Origin of the sequence: Kitasatospora sp. NPDC056181 (genome assembly GCF_042266225.1) — a bacterium.
Taxonomy (GTDB): Bacteria; Actinomycetota; Actinomycetes; order Streptomycetales; family Streptomycetaceae; genus Kitasatospora.
On the sequence record NZ_JBHJUK010000023.1, the window covers coordinates 24550 to 42998 of the forward strand.

Sequence of the window (18449 nt, forward strand, 5' to 3'; positions counted from 1 at the left end):
TTACGAGTTACCCCCCTGAGCCTTGACCAGGCCGAGCTGGTCGAACGTGCCGGAAAGAAGGACGTCGAGGGCCGCCATGCCGTCGGCGGGCTCGATCGAGGCTGCGCCGGCCCTGCTCATCCGCTCCTGGTACTCCTGCGAGGCGACGATGCCGACGCTGCCCCAGTAACCCCAGTTCATGGTCTTCACGGGGGCGGAGAGAGCGGAGCCGAGCCGGTGGGCGTAGGCGTCCTTGAAGACGGAGCCGGCCACGTAGTTGCACTGCCCGGGTGCCTTGAGGAACGAGTTCATCGAGGAGAAGAACAGGACGAAGTCCAGCGGCTCGGTCCGGAAGACCTGCACCAGCCGCACGCTGACGTCGACCTTGGCGCTGACGGCGGCGCGGAAGCGCCCCTCGTCCATCCGCTCCAGGCTCTGGTCGAGCAGGACGATCGCCGAGTGGATCACGCCGTGGATGACGGGGTGGCTCTGCTTGATGCGCTCGTAGGCGCCCTGCAGTGACTCCCGGTCGGCGGCGTCGGCCTGCACGTAGCGGGGCTCCGGGCCCAGCCGGCCCAGCCGCTCCAGCTTCTCGCGGATCGCCGCGTCCTCGGCCCGGCGGCCGATCCAGACGACCTGCGCGCCGTAGGTGCGGATCATGTGCTCGGTCCACGCCTCGCCGATGCCGCCGGCGCCGCCGATCACCACGTACGTGCCGCCCTGCCGGTACACCGGGTTGCCACCCTGCGCGGCGTCCCCGGCGGTGTCCCTGACGGTCTCCCGGATCGGGAGGAGCGCCTGCTGGTACCAGCGCCTGCGGCGGTACGCCCGGACGCTGCCGCGGTCCTCGCAGGGCAGCGCGAACAGCTCCGCGAGCGGCCAGTCGTACCCCTTGTCGAGGTCGGCCAGGCGCACGTTCCAGCCCGGGTACTCCTTGGCCACCGAGCCGAGCAGGCCGTGCAGGCCGGCGTGGGTCGGGTCGACGGTGTCGCCGCGCCGCACCGGCAGGCTCTGCTCGGTGACGACGGTCAGGTCGAGCGTGCGGCGGCCGTAACCGAGGCTCAGCAGCGCCTTCAGCGTGCGGAAGCAGGCGTACAGCCCGCCCTCCTGTGCCTCGACCAGCGCGTCGTCCGTGACGGCCGCCGGGGTCTGCGGCTGGGGTGCCAGCCAGACCAGGTGGGCGACGGGGTCGCCGGCGGCGTCGAGCCGGGCGGCGATCGTCTCCACGGTGTCCGCGGGTGAGACGGCCAGGCGCTCGGCGCCCGGGTGGACGGTGCGGATCCGCTCCCAGTGCTCCTGCTCGCCGCCGACCACCAGGACGCGGCCGGCCGGGGTGCCGGGGGCCTGCGCGGCGGGGGTCTGCGGGGCGGGCTTCGGGACGACGTCCCAGACCGGCTTCAGCAGGATGTTCGCCGCGGCCGACGGGTCGGCGGCGGGGACGGGTGCGGCCGCGGGCGCCGGGGTGGGCGCGGGTGCGGCGGGTGCGGCCGCGGGCGCGGCGGCAGGAGCCGGGGTGCCCGCGTCGGCGGGAGTCTCGGCGGAAGCGTCGGCGGGAGCCGGGGTGAACCAGTAGCTCTCGCGGGCGAAGGGGTACGTGGGCAGCGGGACCCTGCGGGGCCGCTCGTCCGCGTACAGCTGCGCCCAGTCGACGGCCGTCCCGGTCACCCAGAGCCCGGCCAGCCGCTCGCTCTCCGCCGCGGACGGCGCACCGCCCGGGGCCGGCTGAGGGACGTGCACGGCGCCCCTCCCCCGGCCCTTGGCGGCCTGACCGGTGAGGACACCGTCCGCCCGGCCCTGCGTGGAGTACCGCGTCAGCTTCTCCGCCAGCTCCCCGAGGGTGGCGGCGACCAGCGCCAGCCGCCGCGTCATGGCCTCGCGGCCCACCTGGAGCGAGAACGCGAGGTCCCGCGGCTCCACCGACGGGTGCGCCCGGACGTGGTCGCCGAGTCGTGCGGCGGCGGTCCTGAGCTGCTCCTCGCTCCTCGCCGAGAGGACGAAGACGCGGGGGACCTGCGCCGGCTCCGGCGCGGCGGACCCGGCGCCCTCGTCGTACTCCTCCAGCACGAGGTGGGCGTTGGTGCCGCTGAAGCCGAAGGAGCTCACGGCCGCGCGCCGCGCGGTGCCGGCCTCCGTCTTCCAGGGCGTCAGGGCGGTGTTGACGTAGAACGGCGAGCGCTCGAAGTCGAAGTGCTCGTTGTGGCGCTCGAAGTTGAGCGTCGGCACCAGGTGCTTCTGCTGCATGCAGAGCACGGCCTTCTGGATGGAGGCGATGCCCGCGGCCGCGGAGGCGTGCCCGAGGTTGCTCTTCACCGAGCCGATGGCGCAGTAGCCGACCTTGTCGGTGTGCTCGCGGTAGACCGTGCCCAGCGCCTCCAGCTCGATGGGGTCGCCCAGCTTGGTACCGGTGCCGTGCATCTCGACGTAGCCGATCCCGGCCGGGTCGATGCCGTGGCGCCCGTAGACGTCGCGCTCCAGCTCCATCTGGCTCATCACGCTCGGCGCGGTGATGCCGTTGGTCTTGCCGTCCTGGTTGATGCCCGAGCCGAGGATGACGCCGTGGACGTGGTCCCCGTCGCGCACCGCGTCGTCGAGCCGCTTCAGGACGAGGGCACCCACGCCCTCCCCCGGCACGAAGCCGTCGGCGCCGTTGTCGAAGGTCTTGCAGCGTCCGTCCGGCGAGAGCATCCCGGCGCCGCACATGCTGATGTACGCCTCGGGGCTCAGGTAGAGGGTGACGCCGCCGACCAGGGCCATGTCGATCTCACCGCCCTTGAGCGCCTGGGAGGCCAGGTGGGTCGCGACGAGCGAGGAGGAGCAGGCCGTGTCCAGGGCGATGGCCGGGCCCTTGAGGTTGAGGAAGTAGGCGATCCGGCCGGCCGTGATGGCGTTGCTGTTGCTGGTGGCCGAACTGGCGTCCGCGCCCTGCTTCTGCATGAGCATGCTGTACTCGTTGCTCATGATCCCCAGGTAGACGCCGCACTTCTCACCGCTCAGCGCCCGCGGGTCGTACCCCGCGTCCTCGAAGGCGTGGTACGCCTCCTGGAGGAAGAGGCGCTGCTGCGGGTCCATCGCCTCGGCCTCGGCCGGCGGGATGTTGAAGAACAGCGGGTCGAAGACCTCGATGTCGTCGAGGTCGCCCATCGACCGGCAGTAGACCTTGCCCTTCTGGCTCGGGCGGGGGTCGTAGTACTCGTCGACGTCCCAGCGGGACTTGGGGATCTCCCGGACGCAGTCGCGCCCGTTCGCCAGGTTGTCCCAGTACTCGGCCAGGTTCTCCGAGCGGGGGTAGCGGCCGGCCATGCCGACGATCGCGATCGCGTCACCGCGGCGCGGGCCGGCGGGCGCCGGGGCGGGCGCGGGTGCGGGCGCGGTGACGGGGGCCGGTGCGACGACGGGGGCGGGCTCCGTCTTCGGCTCGGGCTTCGGCTCCGCTTCCGGCTTCGGCTCGGGCTTCGGGGCGACCGGGACGACCGGGGCGGACAGGGCGGCGTCGACGGGCTCCGCGACGGGCGCGGCCTCGGCGGCGGGGGCGTCGGCGGGGGCGGTCAGCCCGCGAAAGGGACGCCCCTGAGGGGCGCCTCCCTTCCCCAGCTCCCGGAGGATGCAGGCCGTCAGCTCCTGGATCGTCGGGTGGTCGTAGAGCCTGGTGGCGGGGAGGTCCAGCCCGTACTGCTTGTTGATCGCCTTGATCCACTCCACGCCGATGATCGAGTCGAGGCCGAAGTCGGTGAAGCTCCGGTCGAGGTCGAGCTCGTCCTCCGACACGTACAGGGCGGCGGCCAGGCTGCTCAGCAGGTCCGCCTGGACCTCGTCCTCCGAGAGCGCCGGCTGCGGCGCCTCGGCCGTCACCGGAGCGGTCACCGGCGCCGGAGCGGCGACCGGCTCGGCCACCGGCGCGACGGCGACCGGAGCGGCGGCCGGAGCCGCGGCCGGGGCGGGTGCCGCGGTGCGCAGCAGGTTGTGCAGGTAGGCCGCCAACTGGCGGACGGTGGGCGTGTCGTAGAGCCTGGTCGCGGCCAGTTCGAGGCCGTACTGCTTGTTGATCGCCTTGATCCACTCGACCCCGACGATGGAGTCCAGCCCGAGGTCGGTGAAGTTGGTGTCGGTGTCGACCTCCTCCTCCGCCATGTACAGGGCCTGGGCGAGGCTCGCCGCCAGCTCGTCGACGAGGGTCTCCTCGTCCGGGCCGGCGTAGGCCGTGACCGCCGCGGCCGGAGCCTGCGGGGCGGGGGCCTGCGGGGCCGGGGCCGCCACCGGGGCGGCGACGGGGGCCGACGGAGCAGGAGTGGACACCGGCGCGAGGGTCACCGCGGCGGCGGGACGACGCACGGGCGCCGGGGCCGCCGGTGCGGCCGGCCCGCCGCCGAGCGGGGCGAGGCCGATGCCGCGCGGCTTCGCGACGGCGCGGGCGCCGCCGGACGGCACGGGCACCGTGGCGGGCCGCACCGGCGGGATCGGCTTCAGCGGGGTGGGCTCGGGCGCGGTCACCACCGCCGCGGGCGCCGGCGCAGCAGCGGCCGGAGCAGCAGTGGCGACGGCGGCAGGCGCTGCGGCGGCCGGCACAGGGGTGGCCGCCGCTGCCGCCTGGCCCGCCGGGGCCCAGAACCGCTTGCGCGCGAACGGGTAGGTCGGCAGCGAGACCCGGGCCGGCTGCGGGGCGGGGTAGAAGCTCCGCCAGTCCAGGCCCAGGCCGCTGACCCAGAGTTCGAGCAGCTTGCCGAACTTGCGCTTGCGCACCCACGCCTCGATGGTGTGCGCCATGTCCTCGTCCTCGGCGAGGAACGACACGGCGTCCTTCGCGCGCTTCACCCGGCCCCGGTGGACCTCGCCGACGGCGTCCTTGCCGTCCAGGTGGTCGCGCAGGCGGGCGAGCAGCTCCTCGGCGGAGCCGGCCAGGAACGCCAGCCGCTCGTCCAGGTGCTCGCGGCCCGTCTGGAGCGTGAAGGCGATCCCGGGCAGGTCGGCGTCGCCGATCCGCTCCTCCTGCGCCCAGTCGAGGAGCCGCTGCGCCTGCTCGCGGACCTGCTCCGTGGTGCGCGCGGAGAGCACGACGACGGTGGCCAGCGGCTGCTGCGCCGGGTCGGTGTCCGCCGGGCGCCCGGCGGGGACGTACTCCTCGACGACGACGTGCGCGTTGGAGCCGCCCGCGCCGAAGGAGGAGATGCCGGCGATCCGCGGGTACTCGCGGGGGCCGTCGGCGGTGTCGATCACCGGCCGGTCCCAGTCCGCCAGCTCCCGCTGCACCCGGAAGGGCGTCTCCTCGAAGTCGATGTGCGGGTTGAGCACCTCGGAGTGGAGCGAGGGCGCCAGCTTGCCGTGCTTGAGCTGGAGCAGCACCTTCGTCAGGGCCGAGATGCCGGCGGCGCTCTCGGCGTGCCCGATGTTGCTCTTCACCGAGCCGATCGCGCAGAACTGCCGGTCGTCCGTGTGCCGGGAGAAGGCCTTGGTGAGGCCGGCGATCTCGATCGGGTCGCCGAGGGACGTACCGGTGCCGTGCGCCTCGATGTAGCTGACCGTGCGCGCGTCGACGCCGGCCTTGTCCAGGGCGTGCGCGATCACGCCGCTCTGGGCGTTCGGGTTCGGCACCGTGTAGCCGTTGGTCCGGCCGCCGTGGTTGACCGCGGTGGCCTTGATGACGCCGTAGATCCGGTCGCCGTCGGCGATCGCCCGGTCCAGCGGCTTCAGCAGCACCGCGCCCACGCCCTCGCCGGGCACGTAGCCGTCGCCGCCCTCCCCGAAGCTCTCGCAGCGGCCCTTACTCGACGCGAAGCCGGTCTGGCCCAGCAGCCGGTACTTGTTCGGGTGGAGCGACAGGTTGACGCCGCCGGCGACGGCGACCTCGCAGTCGCCGAGCTGCAGGCTCTGGCAGGCGAGGTGGAGCGCCGTCAGGGACGAGGAGCACATGGTCTTGAGCGTGATGCTCGGGCCCTGCCAGTTGCAGTAGTACGAGACGCGGTTGGCGATGTTCGCCGCGTTGCCGGGGATCACCCGGCCCTCGGCCTGCGCCTGCTCGGTCGCACCGTACAGCTGGTACTCGTCGTACATCGCGCCGACGAAGACGCCGACGTTGCCCTCGACGCCGTTCGAGCGGTGCCGGTTGAGGTCCTGGCGCGTGTAGCCGGCGTCCTCCAGCGTCTCGTGGACGCACTCCAGGAACAGGCGCTCCTGCGGGTCGGTGAACTCGGCCTCGCGGGGCGACATGTTGAAGAAGAGCGGGTCGAACCGGTCGACGTCGTCCAGGAACCCGCCCCACTTGCCGTGGGCGGTGCCGGGCCTGGACGGGTCCTCGACGGAGTGGGCGCGGTGGTCCCAGCGGTCCGCGGGCACCTCGGTGACGCTGTCCCGGCCCTCGGCCAGGTTGCGCCAGAACTCGCGGAGGTTGCGGGCCTGCGGGTAGCGGCCGCCGAGGCCGATGACGGCTATGTCGGCGCCGCGCGGCGCGACCGCCGCACGCGGCTCCGGCACGACGGCGGGCGCCGGGGCCGGGACCGCCGGGGCGGGCGCCTGAACCACGGGCGCCGGGGCCACGGGGGCCACGGGGACGGGGGCCACGGGGACGGGAGCCGCGGGGGCGGGGACCGCGGGCCGCACGCCCAGCAGCTCCGCCAGCTTCTCCCGGTGCGCCTCGACCAGGTAGCCGGTGAGCTGCCTGATGTCGCGGTACTCGAAGAAGAGCGTCTTCGGCAGCCGGCCGAAGACCGCCTCCAGCTTGGCGGTCAGGTTCATCGCCATCACCGAGTCGATGCCGTAGCGCTCCAGCGGGAGGTCGGCCTCGATGCGGTGCGCGGGCACCTTGAGCGCGCCCGCCAGCAGCGCGGTGACGTAGCCGACGGCCCTGTCCTCCAGGCCGTCGTCCTGCCGCTCCACTGCCGCGCCGGGAATGTCGGTGCTCACTGGTCCTGTGTCCTCACCGGCCTGCTGCATCGTCAGCGCCTGCCTGATTCGGGCCACGTCGCCTGCGGCGACGAGCACTTGGTGGTGGTTCGTCTGGAGGCTGCGGGAGAGCGCCTCGATCCCGGCCGCGCGCTCCAGCAGGGAGATCCCGAAGCGGTCGCGGAGCTCGGCCTCGGTGCCCGCGTCCGGGCGCATGCCGCCGTCCGCCCAGAGCGGCCAGTCGACGGAGAGGGTGCGGCCGCGGCGCAGTCCGGCCGCGACCAGGCCCTGCCGGTACTCGGCGAAGCCGTCCATGAACGCGTTGGCCGCCGCGTAGTCGGCCTGGCCGGCGTTGCCGGTGACGGCGGCGCCCGAGGAGAACGTGACGAAGAAGTCCAGGTCCGCGTCCTTGGTCGCCTCGTCCAGGTGCACCAGGCCGTCGACCTTCGGCGCCAGGACGGCGCGGAACTCGCCGGCCGGCTTCCTCAGGATGAAGTTGTCCTCGATCACGCCGGCGCTGTGGACGACGCCGTGCAGGTGGCCCGCCGTGCGCACGATCCGGTCGACCAGGGCCGCGACGGCGTCCCGGTCGGCGACGTCGAGGCTCGCGTAGGAGACGTCGGCCCCCGACGCCCGCAGCCGCTCCACGGTCCGCCGCGTCGCGGCCGTCTCCGGGGAGCGGCCGGCGAGGACGAGCGTGGCGTCCTTCACCTGGCCGGCGATCTCCTCCGCGAAGACCAGCCCGAGGCCGCCGAGGCCGCCGGTGACCAGGTAGACGCCGCCGGCCCGCCAGGGCGCGCCGGGGCGGTCCGCCGCGGGCTCCTCGGCCCAGGCCGGCACCTCGCGCCGGCCGTTCCGGTACCGGACGGTGCTGTGAGCGGTGCCGGCCTCGTCGGTGCCCGCCGGGTTGCGGCGCTCGGCCGCGAGGAGCGCGCGCAGCGCGTCCGCTCCCGTGGCGGCGTCCACGAGGACGACCTGGCCGGTGATCCGCGGGTTCTCCAGCCGGGCCGTCCGCAGCAGCGCGCCGAGGCCGGAGAGCGCCGGCGACTCGGGCCGGTCCGCCAGCAGGATCTGGACGAACACCTCGGACTGCGTGCCGTCCGTCAGCAGCGCCTTCGTCCGCTCGAACACCTGGAGCGCGTAGTCGCTGTAGCGGCCCGCGAGGTCGGCGGCCTCGGAGCCGAGCACCTCGACCTCGCAGCCGGCGTCCGGCGCGACCGCGACCGCGACCGCGTCCGCGAGGACGCCCGCCTCGGCGAGGACCACGGTGCGCCGCGCGGTGTCGGCCGCCGGTGCGGGCAGCGCGCGCTCGCGCCACTGCGGGAAGGCCAGGACGGTGCCGGCCGCGGGCTCCCGGGGCAGGGCCAGGGCGGTACCGGCCGCGGGCTCCCGGGCCGGTTCCTGGGGCAGCGCCCGGACCGCGAAGCCCGTCAGGCGCACCCGGACCTCCCCCGCGTCGTCGCAGAGGTCCAGGTCGAGGCGGCGGACGGAGCCGTCCTGCGGGCCGGTCCCGCTCGGGCGGATCCAGACCCAGAGGCCGGGCGTCAGCGCGCCGAACACCTCGACCCGGTCGACGGCGAACGGCAGCAGGGTCTGCGGCGCGGCGTCCGGGCCGTCCGCCGGCATCCCCAGGCAGGCCTGGAGCGCCGCGTCGGTGAGGCCCGGGTGCAGACGGGTGGCGTCGAAGCCGGGCTGGGCGGCGGCGGGGAGTACGAGGCGCGCCAGCAGCTGGCCCTCGCCGACGAGCAGGTACTCGATGCCGCGCAGCGACGCGCCGTACTCGATCCCGGCGGCCGCGAACGCCGCGTAGACCTCGTCGGCGTCCAGCCGGCGGGCGGTGCACTCCGCCCGCAGCCGCGGCAGGTCGACCGGTCCGGGTGCGGCGCCGACCGGCACGACCGTGCCGGTGCTGTGCAGAACCTGCGCCGTGCCCGGCCCGTCCGCGTCCTCGTCCGCGGCGAAGACCTCGAACCGGACGCCCTGCGCGCCCTCGGGCCCCTGCGCATCCTCGGGCCGCAGCGCGACGTGGAGGTCGCGCGGGCGGTCGCCCACCCGGAACGGGCGGGCCCAGACCACGTCGGCGAGGGCCGAGCCCGGCCGGGGCGTCCGTCCGCCGGCCGCAGCCGCGAGCGCCATCTCCAGCTGGGCGACGCCGGGCAGGATCCGCTCACCGCGGACCCGGTGGTCACGGAGGAACGCCTCCTCACCGGTGAAGGTCGAGGTGTAGCGCTGCCGCCCGAACTGGGAGGTGTCGCGGTGCACCAGCGGGTGCGGCGCCGCCGCGGCGGACGGGCCGGGACCGGCCTGCGCACCCGGCTGCTCCTCGACCCAGTACCGCTCCTTCGCGAACGGGTAGGTGGGCAGCGGGATCCGGAACGGCCGGGCCGGCGCGTACAGCAGCGGCCAGTCGACGGCGCAGCCGCCGGCCCAGGCCTTCGCGACGGCGGCGTGGTCCCCGGCCGCGATCCAGGAACGGACCAGCGCCTTGCGCTCCTCGTCCTCCTCGTCCCAGGTCAACTGCTCGGGCGCCCGGCCCCGGAAGAGGACGGTCCCGGCGCCCTGCCCCAGGTGGGTCCGCAGGCCGGCCGCGACCGCGGCGGTGGAGTCGGCCACGAAGGCCAGCCGGTGGTCCATCGCCTCCCGGCCGGCCTGGAGCGAGAAGGCCAGGTCGGTCAGGTCGAGCCGCGGCTCGTCCGCCAGGAAGGCGAGCAGGTTCTCGGCCGCGCTGTCCAGCTGCGCCTCGGTCTTGGCCGACAGGGTGACGACGACGGCCGCCGAAGCGGTCCGCACACTGCTGTCACGCATTGCGATACTCCTCCAGCACGACGTGGGCGTTCGTTCCGCTGAATCCGAACGAGCTCACGGCAGCGCGCCTCGGCGCCCGGCCGGCCTGGGGCTCCCAGGGTTCGAGGCGGGTGTTGACACGGAAAGGGGAATGGGCGAAGTCGAAGTGCTCGTTGGGCGTCTCGAAGTTCAGCGACGGCACGAGCAGACCGTGACGCATGCTCAGCAGCGCCTTGTGCACCCCGGCCACCCCGGCGGCCGCCGAGGTGTGCCCGATGTTGCTCTTCACCGAGCCGATCGCGCAGGAGTTGGCCGGCACGCCCCGCTCGCGGTAGACGGTGCCCAGCGCGTCGAGCTCGATCGGGTCGCCGAGCTTGGTTCCGGTGCCGTGCATCTCGACGTAGCCGATGGACGCCGCGTCGATGCCGTGCCGGTCGTAGACCGAACGGACCAGGTCCATCTGGCTGTTGGCGCTGGGAGCGGTGATGCCGTTGGTCTTGCCGTCCTGGTTGGTGCCCGAGGCCGCCACGACGCCGTAGACGTGGTCGTGGTCGGCCTCGGCGTCGCCCAGGCGCTTCAGCACCAGGGCGCCGACGCCCTCGCCCGGCACGAACCCGTCCGCGCCGTTGTCGAAGGACCGGCACTGCCCGTGCGGCGAGAGCATGCCCGCCTCGGACATCCCGACGTAGGTGTCCGGGAGCAGGTAGAGCGAGACGCCGCCGACCAGCGCGATGTCGATCTCGTGGCTCGCCAGCGCCTGCTGGGCAAGGTGCAGCGCCACCAGCGAGGAGGAGCACGCGGTGTCGATCGCGATCGCCGGGCCCTTGAGGTTGAGGAAGTAGGCGATGCGCGAGGCGGCGATGGCGTTGCTGCTGCTGGTCGCCGCGTTGGTCTCCGCGCCGTTGCGGAACACCAGGAAGCTGTACTCGTTGCCGCTGATCCCCAGGAAGACGCCGCACTTCTTGCGGCTCAGGGACTGCGGGTCGTACCCCGCGTCCTCGAACGCCCGGTAGGCCTCCTGGAGGAAGATGCGCTGCTGCGGGTCGAGCCCCTCCGCCTCCAGCGGCGAGATGTTGAAGAACAGCGGGTCGAAGCAGTCCGCGTCCTCCAGGTAGCCCAGCCACTTGCAGTTCGTCTTGCCCTTCTGGCCGGGGCGCGGGTCGTAGTACCGCGCCACGTCCCAGCGGGACGGGGGCACCTCGCGCACGGAGTTGCGGCCGTTGCTGAGGTTGTCCCAGTACTGGCGGAGGTTCTCCGAGCCCGGGTAGCGGCCGGACATGCCGATGACGGCGGCCCGGTCACCGGTCCGGACGGCGGACGGCGCGGCCTCCCGCGCGACGGGGGCCGGGGCGGGCGTCGTGGTGGCGGGCGCCGTCGCGGCGGGCACTGTTGCGGCGGGCGCCGTCGCGGCGGGCACCGGGGCAACCGGGGCCGGGACGACGGGGGCGGGCACCGGGGCCGGCTCGACGGGGGCGGCGGGCGCGGGAACGGGGGCCGGGGCCGGCGTGACCGGGGCCGCGACAGCCGGGGCGACCGGCTGCGCGGCGGCGACCGGCCCGGCCTCGGCCGGCATCTGCGTCTCCAGGTACCCGGCCAGCTCGCGCAGCGTCGCGTAGTCGTACAGCCGCGTCGCCGTCAGCGACGTGCCGTACAGCCGGTTGATCGTCTTCACCCACTCGACGCCGATGATGGAGTCCATGCCCAGCTCCACGAAGTTGCGGCCGGCGTCGACCTCCCCCGGCTCCAGGAACAGGGCCTCGGCCAGGCTGCTCCGCAGTTCGTCGATGAGGACGGACCTCGGTCGGACCGGCCGGGCCGCGACGGGCGCGGGCGCCGGCACGGGCTGGACGGCGGGCGCGGGCTCCGGCGTCGGCACGGACTGGACGGCGGGCTCCGGCGCGGGTACGGCGGCCGGCGCGGGTACGGCGGCCGCCATCTCGCCCTGGAGGAACTCCGCGAACTCCCGCACCGTCGGGTAGTCGTAGAGCCGAGCGGCCGTCAGCGCGGTGCCGTACTTCTTGTTGAGGGTCTTGATCCACTCCACCCCGACGATGGAGTCCAGGCCCAGCTCGATGAAGTTGCGGCCGAGGTCGATGTCGCTCTCCGGCAGGTACAGCGCCTCCGCGAGACCGGCCCGCAGCTCCTGCCGCAGCACGCTCGTGGACCGTACCGGCGCGGCCGGGGCCTGCGGCACGGGCGCCGGGCCGGCGACGACGGCGTCGGGCGCGGCCAGGGGCCGTGCGCCGGGCACCGGGGTCACGACCGGCGCGGGCCGCCCGGACGGAGCGCCCAGCTCGCCCAGCCGGACGTTGCGCGGTTTGCCGGCCGGCGAGGCCGGTGCGGCGGGCGCCGCACCCGGGCTCCGCAGCACGATCTTCGCCCGTCCGGCTGCGGGCCCGCCCGTCGCGGGGGCCGCCACGGCCGACGGAGCAGCGGCAGCCACCGCAGCCGGGGCCGGAGCGAGCGCGGACACCGGGGCAGCCGGGGTCGCCGGGGTCGCCGCGGGCCGCTGCTGCGTGGCCCAGTACCGCTTGCGCGAGAACGGGTAGCCGGGCAGCGCGGTCAGGTGCGGCTGCCCGCCCGCGAAGAGCTTCTGCCAGTCCGGCGTAGCGCCCTGGCAGTAGAGCGCGGCCAGGGCCGAGAGCACGTCCCGGTACTTGGCCGCCGGGATGCCGGGCACCGCCAGCTCGGCGAGCAGCGCCTGCGCCTGGATGTCGAGCAGCGAGCGGTCCTTGCGGTCCCGCGGCACCTCGCCGCGGCGGACCGCCGGCGCCTCCTCGCCGCGCGCCGCGGCGTCCAGTGCGGCGAGGGCGTCGGCGGCGTCGCCGACGACGAGCGCGCAGCGGTGGGCGAAGTGCTGCCTGCCCTCCAGCAGGGTGTACGCGGCGTCACCGAGGCGGGCGGCGTCGAAGTCCCCGGCCCGCAGGGCCTCCCGCAGCTCCCGGACCCGCTCGTCCAGCGCCTCGGGGGTCTTCGCGGAGAGCACCAGCAGCCGCGCCGGTGCCTCGCCGGACGGCGCCGTGCGCTCGGCCGCGCGGTGACTCTCCACGACCATGTGGACGTTGGTCCCGCTCATGCCGAACGAGCTGACCGCGCCGAGGCGCGTGCCCTGCGCACCGGCCGGCCACGCCTTGGCCGCCTTGCTGACGTAGAAGGGGCTGTCCTTCCACGCGATGTAGTCACTGTCCTGCTCGCAGTGGAGGCTGGCGGGGATGACGCCGTGCCGCAGCGACTGGACGAGGGCGATCAGGCTGACCACGCCGGAGGCCGCCAGCGTGTGGCCGACGTTGGTCTTCGTCGAGGTCAGCGCGCAGTGACCGGCCCGGCCGGTGCGCTCCTTGAAGACCTCGTTGAGCGCGTTGACCTCCACGGGGTCGCCGAGCCTGGTGCCGGTGCCGTGGGCGACGATGTGCTCGATGCGCCCGGCGTCGATCCCGAAGCGCCGGTGGACGCTGCGGTAGAGGTTCGCCTGGGCCGCGCCGTTCGGGGCGGTGATGCCGTTGGTCCGGCCGTCGTAGTTCATGCCGCTGCCGCGGATGACGGCGAGGACGGTGTCACCGTCGGCCTCCGCCTGCGACAGGCGCTTCAGAACGACGACCGCGACGGCCTCGCCGAGCACCATGCCGTCCGCGCGCGAGTCGAACGCGTGGCAGACACCGCTCTCGGAGAGCATGCCGGCCTTGCTCGTCTCGGCGAACACCTTGGAGGTGGTCGCCAGGTTGACCCCGGCCACCACCGCGGCGTCGCACTCACCGCTGCGCAGGCTCGCGCACGCCTGGTGGGCCGCGGCCAGCCCGGAGGAGCAGGCGGTGTTGATGGCGAGCACGGGCCCGGAGAAGTCGAGCAGGTAGGCCAGGCGCGAGGCCATGATCGCCTCGTGCTGCGCCGTGATGCTGCCCTCGCCCTGGGTCAGGTGCAGGTAGTCGCCCTGCTCCGCGCCGACGAACATGCCGATCTGCTCGTCCCGGAGCCGGCGCTCGCCGTAGCCGGCGTCCTCCAGCGCGTGCCAGGCCTCCTGGAGCAGCAGCCGCTGGCGCGGGTCCATGCTCTGCGCCTCGCGCGGCGAGATCTCGAAGAAGGCGGGGTCGAACTCGGCGATGCCGGGGACGAATCCGCACCGGGTGCGCTCCGGGTCCTGTGCCTCCGGGTCGCTCCAGTCGGCGCGGCGGTCCTCGGGCACGGGCGAGAGGACGTCCCGGCCCTGCTCCAGGATCTTCCAGAACTCGTCGACCGACCGGGCGGCGGGGAAGCGGCCGCTCATGCCGATGACGGCGATCGCCTCGGGTGCGCCGTCCGCGCTCCTCCCCCGGGCCGACCCGGCGGCCTCGGCGGCCTCGGTGACCGCGACGGGCTCGGAAGCCGCGGTGGCCTCCGGCGCCTCGGCGGCCGGGCGCGCGGCCTGCTTCGTGTAGCGCTCGCGCAGGGCGTCCTGCTGCTCTGCCACCAGGTGCGCCACCAGCCGCTGCGGGGTGGGGTGCGAGAAGAAGACCGAGGGCAGCACCTCGAAGCCGAAGTGCCGGCTCATGGCCCCGGCGAGCTTCGCCAGGTTGACGGAGTCGAATCCGAGGTGTGAGAGGTTCTCGTCGGCGTGGATCTGCTCACGGGGCACCCTGAGCGTCTCACCGATCATCGTTTCCAGTTCCGAAAGAACCAGGGCGTCGAGGTCCACGTGCTCCGTTCCCGGGACGAGCGCGCTGTGCGCAGCGTTGTTGACGGCAGGTGCGGCGGGTGTTTCTGGTACGGCCGGTGTGACCGGTTCGGCAGGTGCGGCGGGTGTATCTGGTACGGCAGTTGCGGTCGGTGCGGGGGTCGTCCGGTCCACGCCGAGCAGGCGCCGGACGCGGTCCGGCTCCCCGGCCAGGACGAGCTGCTGAGTCCGGCCCTGCCCCAGGAGCCGTTCGAAGAGCGCGATGCCCTCCTCCCGGTCGAGCAGCCGCAGCCCGCTGGAGGCGAGGTACAGCTCGGCGCCCTGTGCGTCGTCGAAGCCCATGCCGCCCTCGCGCCACAGGGGCCAGTTGACGGCGACGGTCGCCCCGGAGAGCGAACCCTGCCGCACCCGCTCCTCACGGTGCCGGGCGTAGGCGGTCTGGAAGCGGTTGCCGACGGCGTAGTCGCAGCTGCCGAAGTCCCCGAGGACGGCCGAGGTGGACGAGAAGTAGCAGGCGAAGCCGAGGGGTTCACCGGCGAGGACCTCGTCCAGGACGAGCGTGCCGGCCACCTTGGAGGAGAGCCGGTCCTCGAACGCCGGGGCGTCGGTGGTGAGGACGCTGCCCTGCCCGGCGACGCCGGCGGCGTGGATGACGCCGTCGATCGCCCCGAAGCGCTCGTGCGCCGCGCTCACGACCGCGCGCATGGCCTCCCGGTCCGCGGCGTCGGCCCGCCCGTACAGGACCTCGCCGCCGAGCGCCTCGATCCCGGCGATCAGCCGCTCCCGGCCGGCGTCGAGTGGCGAGCGGCCGGTCAGCACCAGGCGCGCGGAGCGGGTCCGGGCGAGGTGCTCGGCGAAGAGCAGACCCAGACCGCCGAGACCGCCGGTGATCAGGTAGGTGCCGCGCTGCTTGAGCAGGTCCGTCCCGGCGCCGGGCGTGCTCGGCCGGACCCTGCCGACGTGGCGGGTCCCGCCGCGGTACAGCGCGCTCGCCGGCTCGGCGGCGGCCAGCTCGTCGCGGAGACGTGCGAACCAGACCGCGGGAGCCGTCCGGCCCTCGGCGTCCCGGCCCTCGGCGTCCTGGTTCTGGGTGTCCCGGTTCTGGGTGTCCCGGCCCTCTGCGTCACGGGCGTCCTCCAGTACGGCGGTGAACGCCACCCCCGGGAGCACCCGGCCGAGCGAACGCTCGAAGCCGAGCCACGACTCCAGGTACGCCTGCTCCACGCCGTCGCGGAACTCCCCGGCCTGGACGATCCGGCGGACCGTCAGCTTCGCCGCCGCGACCGCCTGGAGGAGGTGGAGGGTGGTGCGGTAGGAGGCCGGGCCGGCGCCGTCCTCCAGCGTCCACAGGTTGAGCAGGCCGTCGACCGGGCCGTACCGCGCCCGGATCTCCTCGAAGGCGCGGACGCAGTCGCCGGGCTCCCGGGCGTCGACCTGGTAGGAGTGCTCCGAGGTCTTCCGGTAGCCCTCGCCGCGGGTCAGGAGGACCAGCGTGGTCGCGGGGTCGAGGGCACGCGCGGCGCGGGTGAGCTCGTCCAGGCCGGCGGGGTCGGTGCCGAGGCAGACCAGGGTCCGCGCCGCTCCGGCCGGCGCGGCGGGCAGCGCCTCGGGCTCCCAGTCCTCCGTGAAGACCAGCGCCTCGTGGGCCGGGCCGGCCGCAGCGGTTCCGACCGCGACAGCGGCGGCGACGACCGGGCCGTTGCCGGCGACGGCCGGGGCAGCGGCGGCGACGGCCGGGGCAGCGGCGGCGAAGGTGCCCGCCAGGGCCGCGGCCGTGCGCGTGGTGTCGATCCAGTAGCGGTCCCGGCGGAACGGGTAGGCGGGCAGCGCGATGCGCGCCGGCGCCACGCCGTCGTAGAGCCCGGCCCAGTCGACGGTGACGCCCTTGACCCACAGCTCCAGCAGCCTCGCGAGGTCCCGGCCGGCGAGCGCGTCGTCCGGCCGCTCCTCGGCGGCGAGCCGCGCGAGGGCCTCGGTGTCACCGCTCGCCCGCCCGCGGACCAGGCCGCCGGCCTCCTCGCCGGCCGCGAAGCCCTTCAGCCGTGCGACCAGCTCCGGCATGGTCCCCACCACGAGGCCGAGCCGCTCCCGCATGGCCTCGCGCCCCACCTGGAGCGTGCGGGCGACCGAGGGCAGATCGGCGTCGGCGAGGCCCTTCGCCTCGATCCAGTCGGCGAGTTGGCGTGCCTTCTCGGTCAGGCGGTCGGCGCTGCGGGCGGAGAGCACGACGAGGACGGGCGCCCCGGGCGCGACCGCGGGCGCGGGCTCCGCTCGGTACTCCTCGACGACCAGGTGGGCGTTGGACCCGCCGGCCCCGAAGGAGGAGATGCCCGCGATCCGGGGCAGTTCCCGCTCGGCCCCGTCGACGGTCACCACGGGCCGCCGCCAGTCCGCCAGGGTCTGCTGGACGGTGAAGGGCGTGCGGTCGAAGTCGATGTAGGGGTTGAGCTCAGCGGAGTGCAGCGACGGGGCGAGCTTGCCGTGCCGCAGCTGCAGCAGGACCTTGGTCAGGCCGGAGATGCCGGCGGCGCTCTCGCAGTGCCCGATGTTGCTCTTGACCGAGCCGATCGCGCAGAACCGCTCGTCCTGGGTGTGCCGGCGGAACGCCTTGGTGAGCCCGGAGATCTCGATCGGGTCCCCGAGCGCCGTCCCGGTGCCGTGCGCCTCGATGTAGCTGACGGCGCGGGGGTCCACCCCGGACTGCCGCCACGCGTCGGTGACCGACCGGGCCTGGGCCAGCGGGCTGGGGACGGCGTACCCGTTGGTCCGCCCGCCGTGGTTGACGGCGATGCCCCGGATGACGCCGTGTATTCGGTCGCCGTCCGCCACGGCCCTGGCCAGCGGCTTCAGCAGGACGGCGCCCACGCCCTCGCCGGGTACGTAGCCGTCGCCGCCCTTGCCGAAGCTCTCGCACCGGCCCTTGCCGGAGACGAACTTGCCCTGACCGAGCATCAGGTACTTGTTGGGGTGCACCGAGAGGTTGACGCCGCCGGCCAGCGCCACGTCGCAGACGCCCGCGCCGATGCTCTGGCAGGCGAGCTGGATGGCGCTGAGCGAGGAGGAGCACATCGTGTCCACGCTCATGCTCGGGCCGCGGAAGTCGAAGTAGTAGGAGACCCGGTTGGCGACGGCCGAGGGGTTCCCGGAGAGCGCCACCGGGCGCCCGAGGACCTGCTCCTGGGCCCCGTAGAGCTGGTACTCCTCGTACATGACGCCGACGTAGACGCCGACGCTGGGCGGCGTGCCGTCGGCCGAGGGCGCGTTCAGGCCCGCCGGGGTGTAGCCGGCGTCCTCGACGGTCTCGTAGGCGCACTGCAGGAAGAGGCGTTCCTGAGGGTCCATCAACTCGGCCTCGGAGGGCGAGATGTGGAAGAACAGCGGGTCGAACTCGGCGACGCCGTCGACGAATCCGCCCCACTTGCTGTACGTCTTCCCCGGCGCGTCCTTGTCGGGGTCGAAGTACACGCCGTGGTCCCAGCGGTCGGCCGGGATCTCGGTGACGCTGTCGCGGCCGGCGGCCAGGTTGGCCCAGAACTCGTCCAGCGTGCGGGCCTGCGGGTAGCGCCCGGACAGGCCGATGATCGCGATGTCGAGCCCCCGCGTCCCCTCCGACGTCCCCTCCAGCACCCCCTCCGGCGTCTCCGACCGCACGGGCTGGACGGACGGCACGGTCTGCGCGGTCTCCACCGGCTGCACGGGCTCGGTCGGCCGGGCCGGCCCGGCCGCGCCCGCGGGCTGCGGCGCCGCCGGCCGCGTGCCCCACCGGCTCGACGCCAGGGGCTTGCGCGGCACCGCCTTGCGCGGCACGGGCCTGCGCGGCCGGTCGGCCCCGCGCGGCGCCGCCTCGGGCGCCCGGCCGGCCGGGGCCTCCTCCTCACCGGCGGTGCCGAGGTGACGCAGCAGCGCCGGGCGGTGGTCGGCGAGGAGGTGCTGCGCCAGCCCGTGGAGGTCGCGGAACTCGAAGAAGAGGGTCTTCGGCAGCGACCCGAGGACGGTTTCGAGCTCGGCCGTCATGGTCATCGCCATGACCGAGTCGACGCCGAAGCTCTCGAACGCCCGGTGGGCGTCGACCCGGCCGACCGGCACCTTGGTGGCCTGGGAGAGCAGGCCCTTGAGGTACGCGGTCGCCTTCGCCGCGAGCTCGTCGCTGTCGTGGTGTGTCACG

At 74.5% G+C, this 18449-nt stretch carries 2 protein-coding genes; both read right to left on the bottom strand.

The window, feature by feature from the left end:
- Positions 1 to 9657, bottom strand: a complete 9657-nt coding sequence (locus ACFC1F_RS12160; RefSeq protein ID WP_376157515.1) for an SDR family NAD(P)-dependent oxidoreductase — start codon at positions 9655 to 9657, stop codon at positions 1 to 3.
- The gene (locus tag ACFC1F_RS12165; RefSeq protein ID WP_376157517.1) at positions 9650 to 18448 is read right to left on the bottom strand and encodes an SDR family NAD(P)-dependent oxidoreductase; all 8799 of its coding nucleotides are present in this window, start codon (positions 18446 to 18448) and stop codon (positions 9650 to 9652) included. The genes ACFC1F_RS12160 and ACFC1F_RS12165 overlap by 8 nt, the downstream gene beginning before the upstream one ends.
- Position 18449 lies beyond the last annotated feature (1 nt).

Coding starts and splice junctions, on each gene's coding strand:
- ACFC1F_RS12160 (WP_376157515.1), bottom strand. CDS start 9,657: ATGCGTGACAGCAGTGTGCGGACCGCTTCGGCGGCCGTCGTCGTCACC.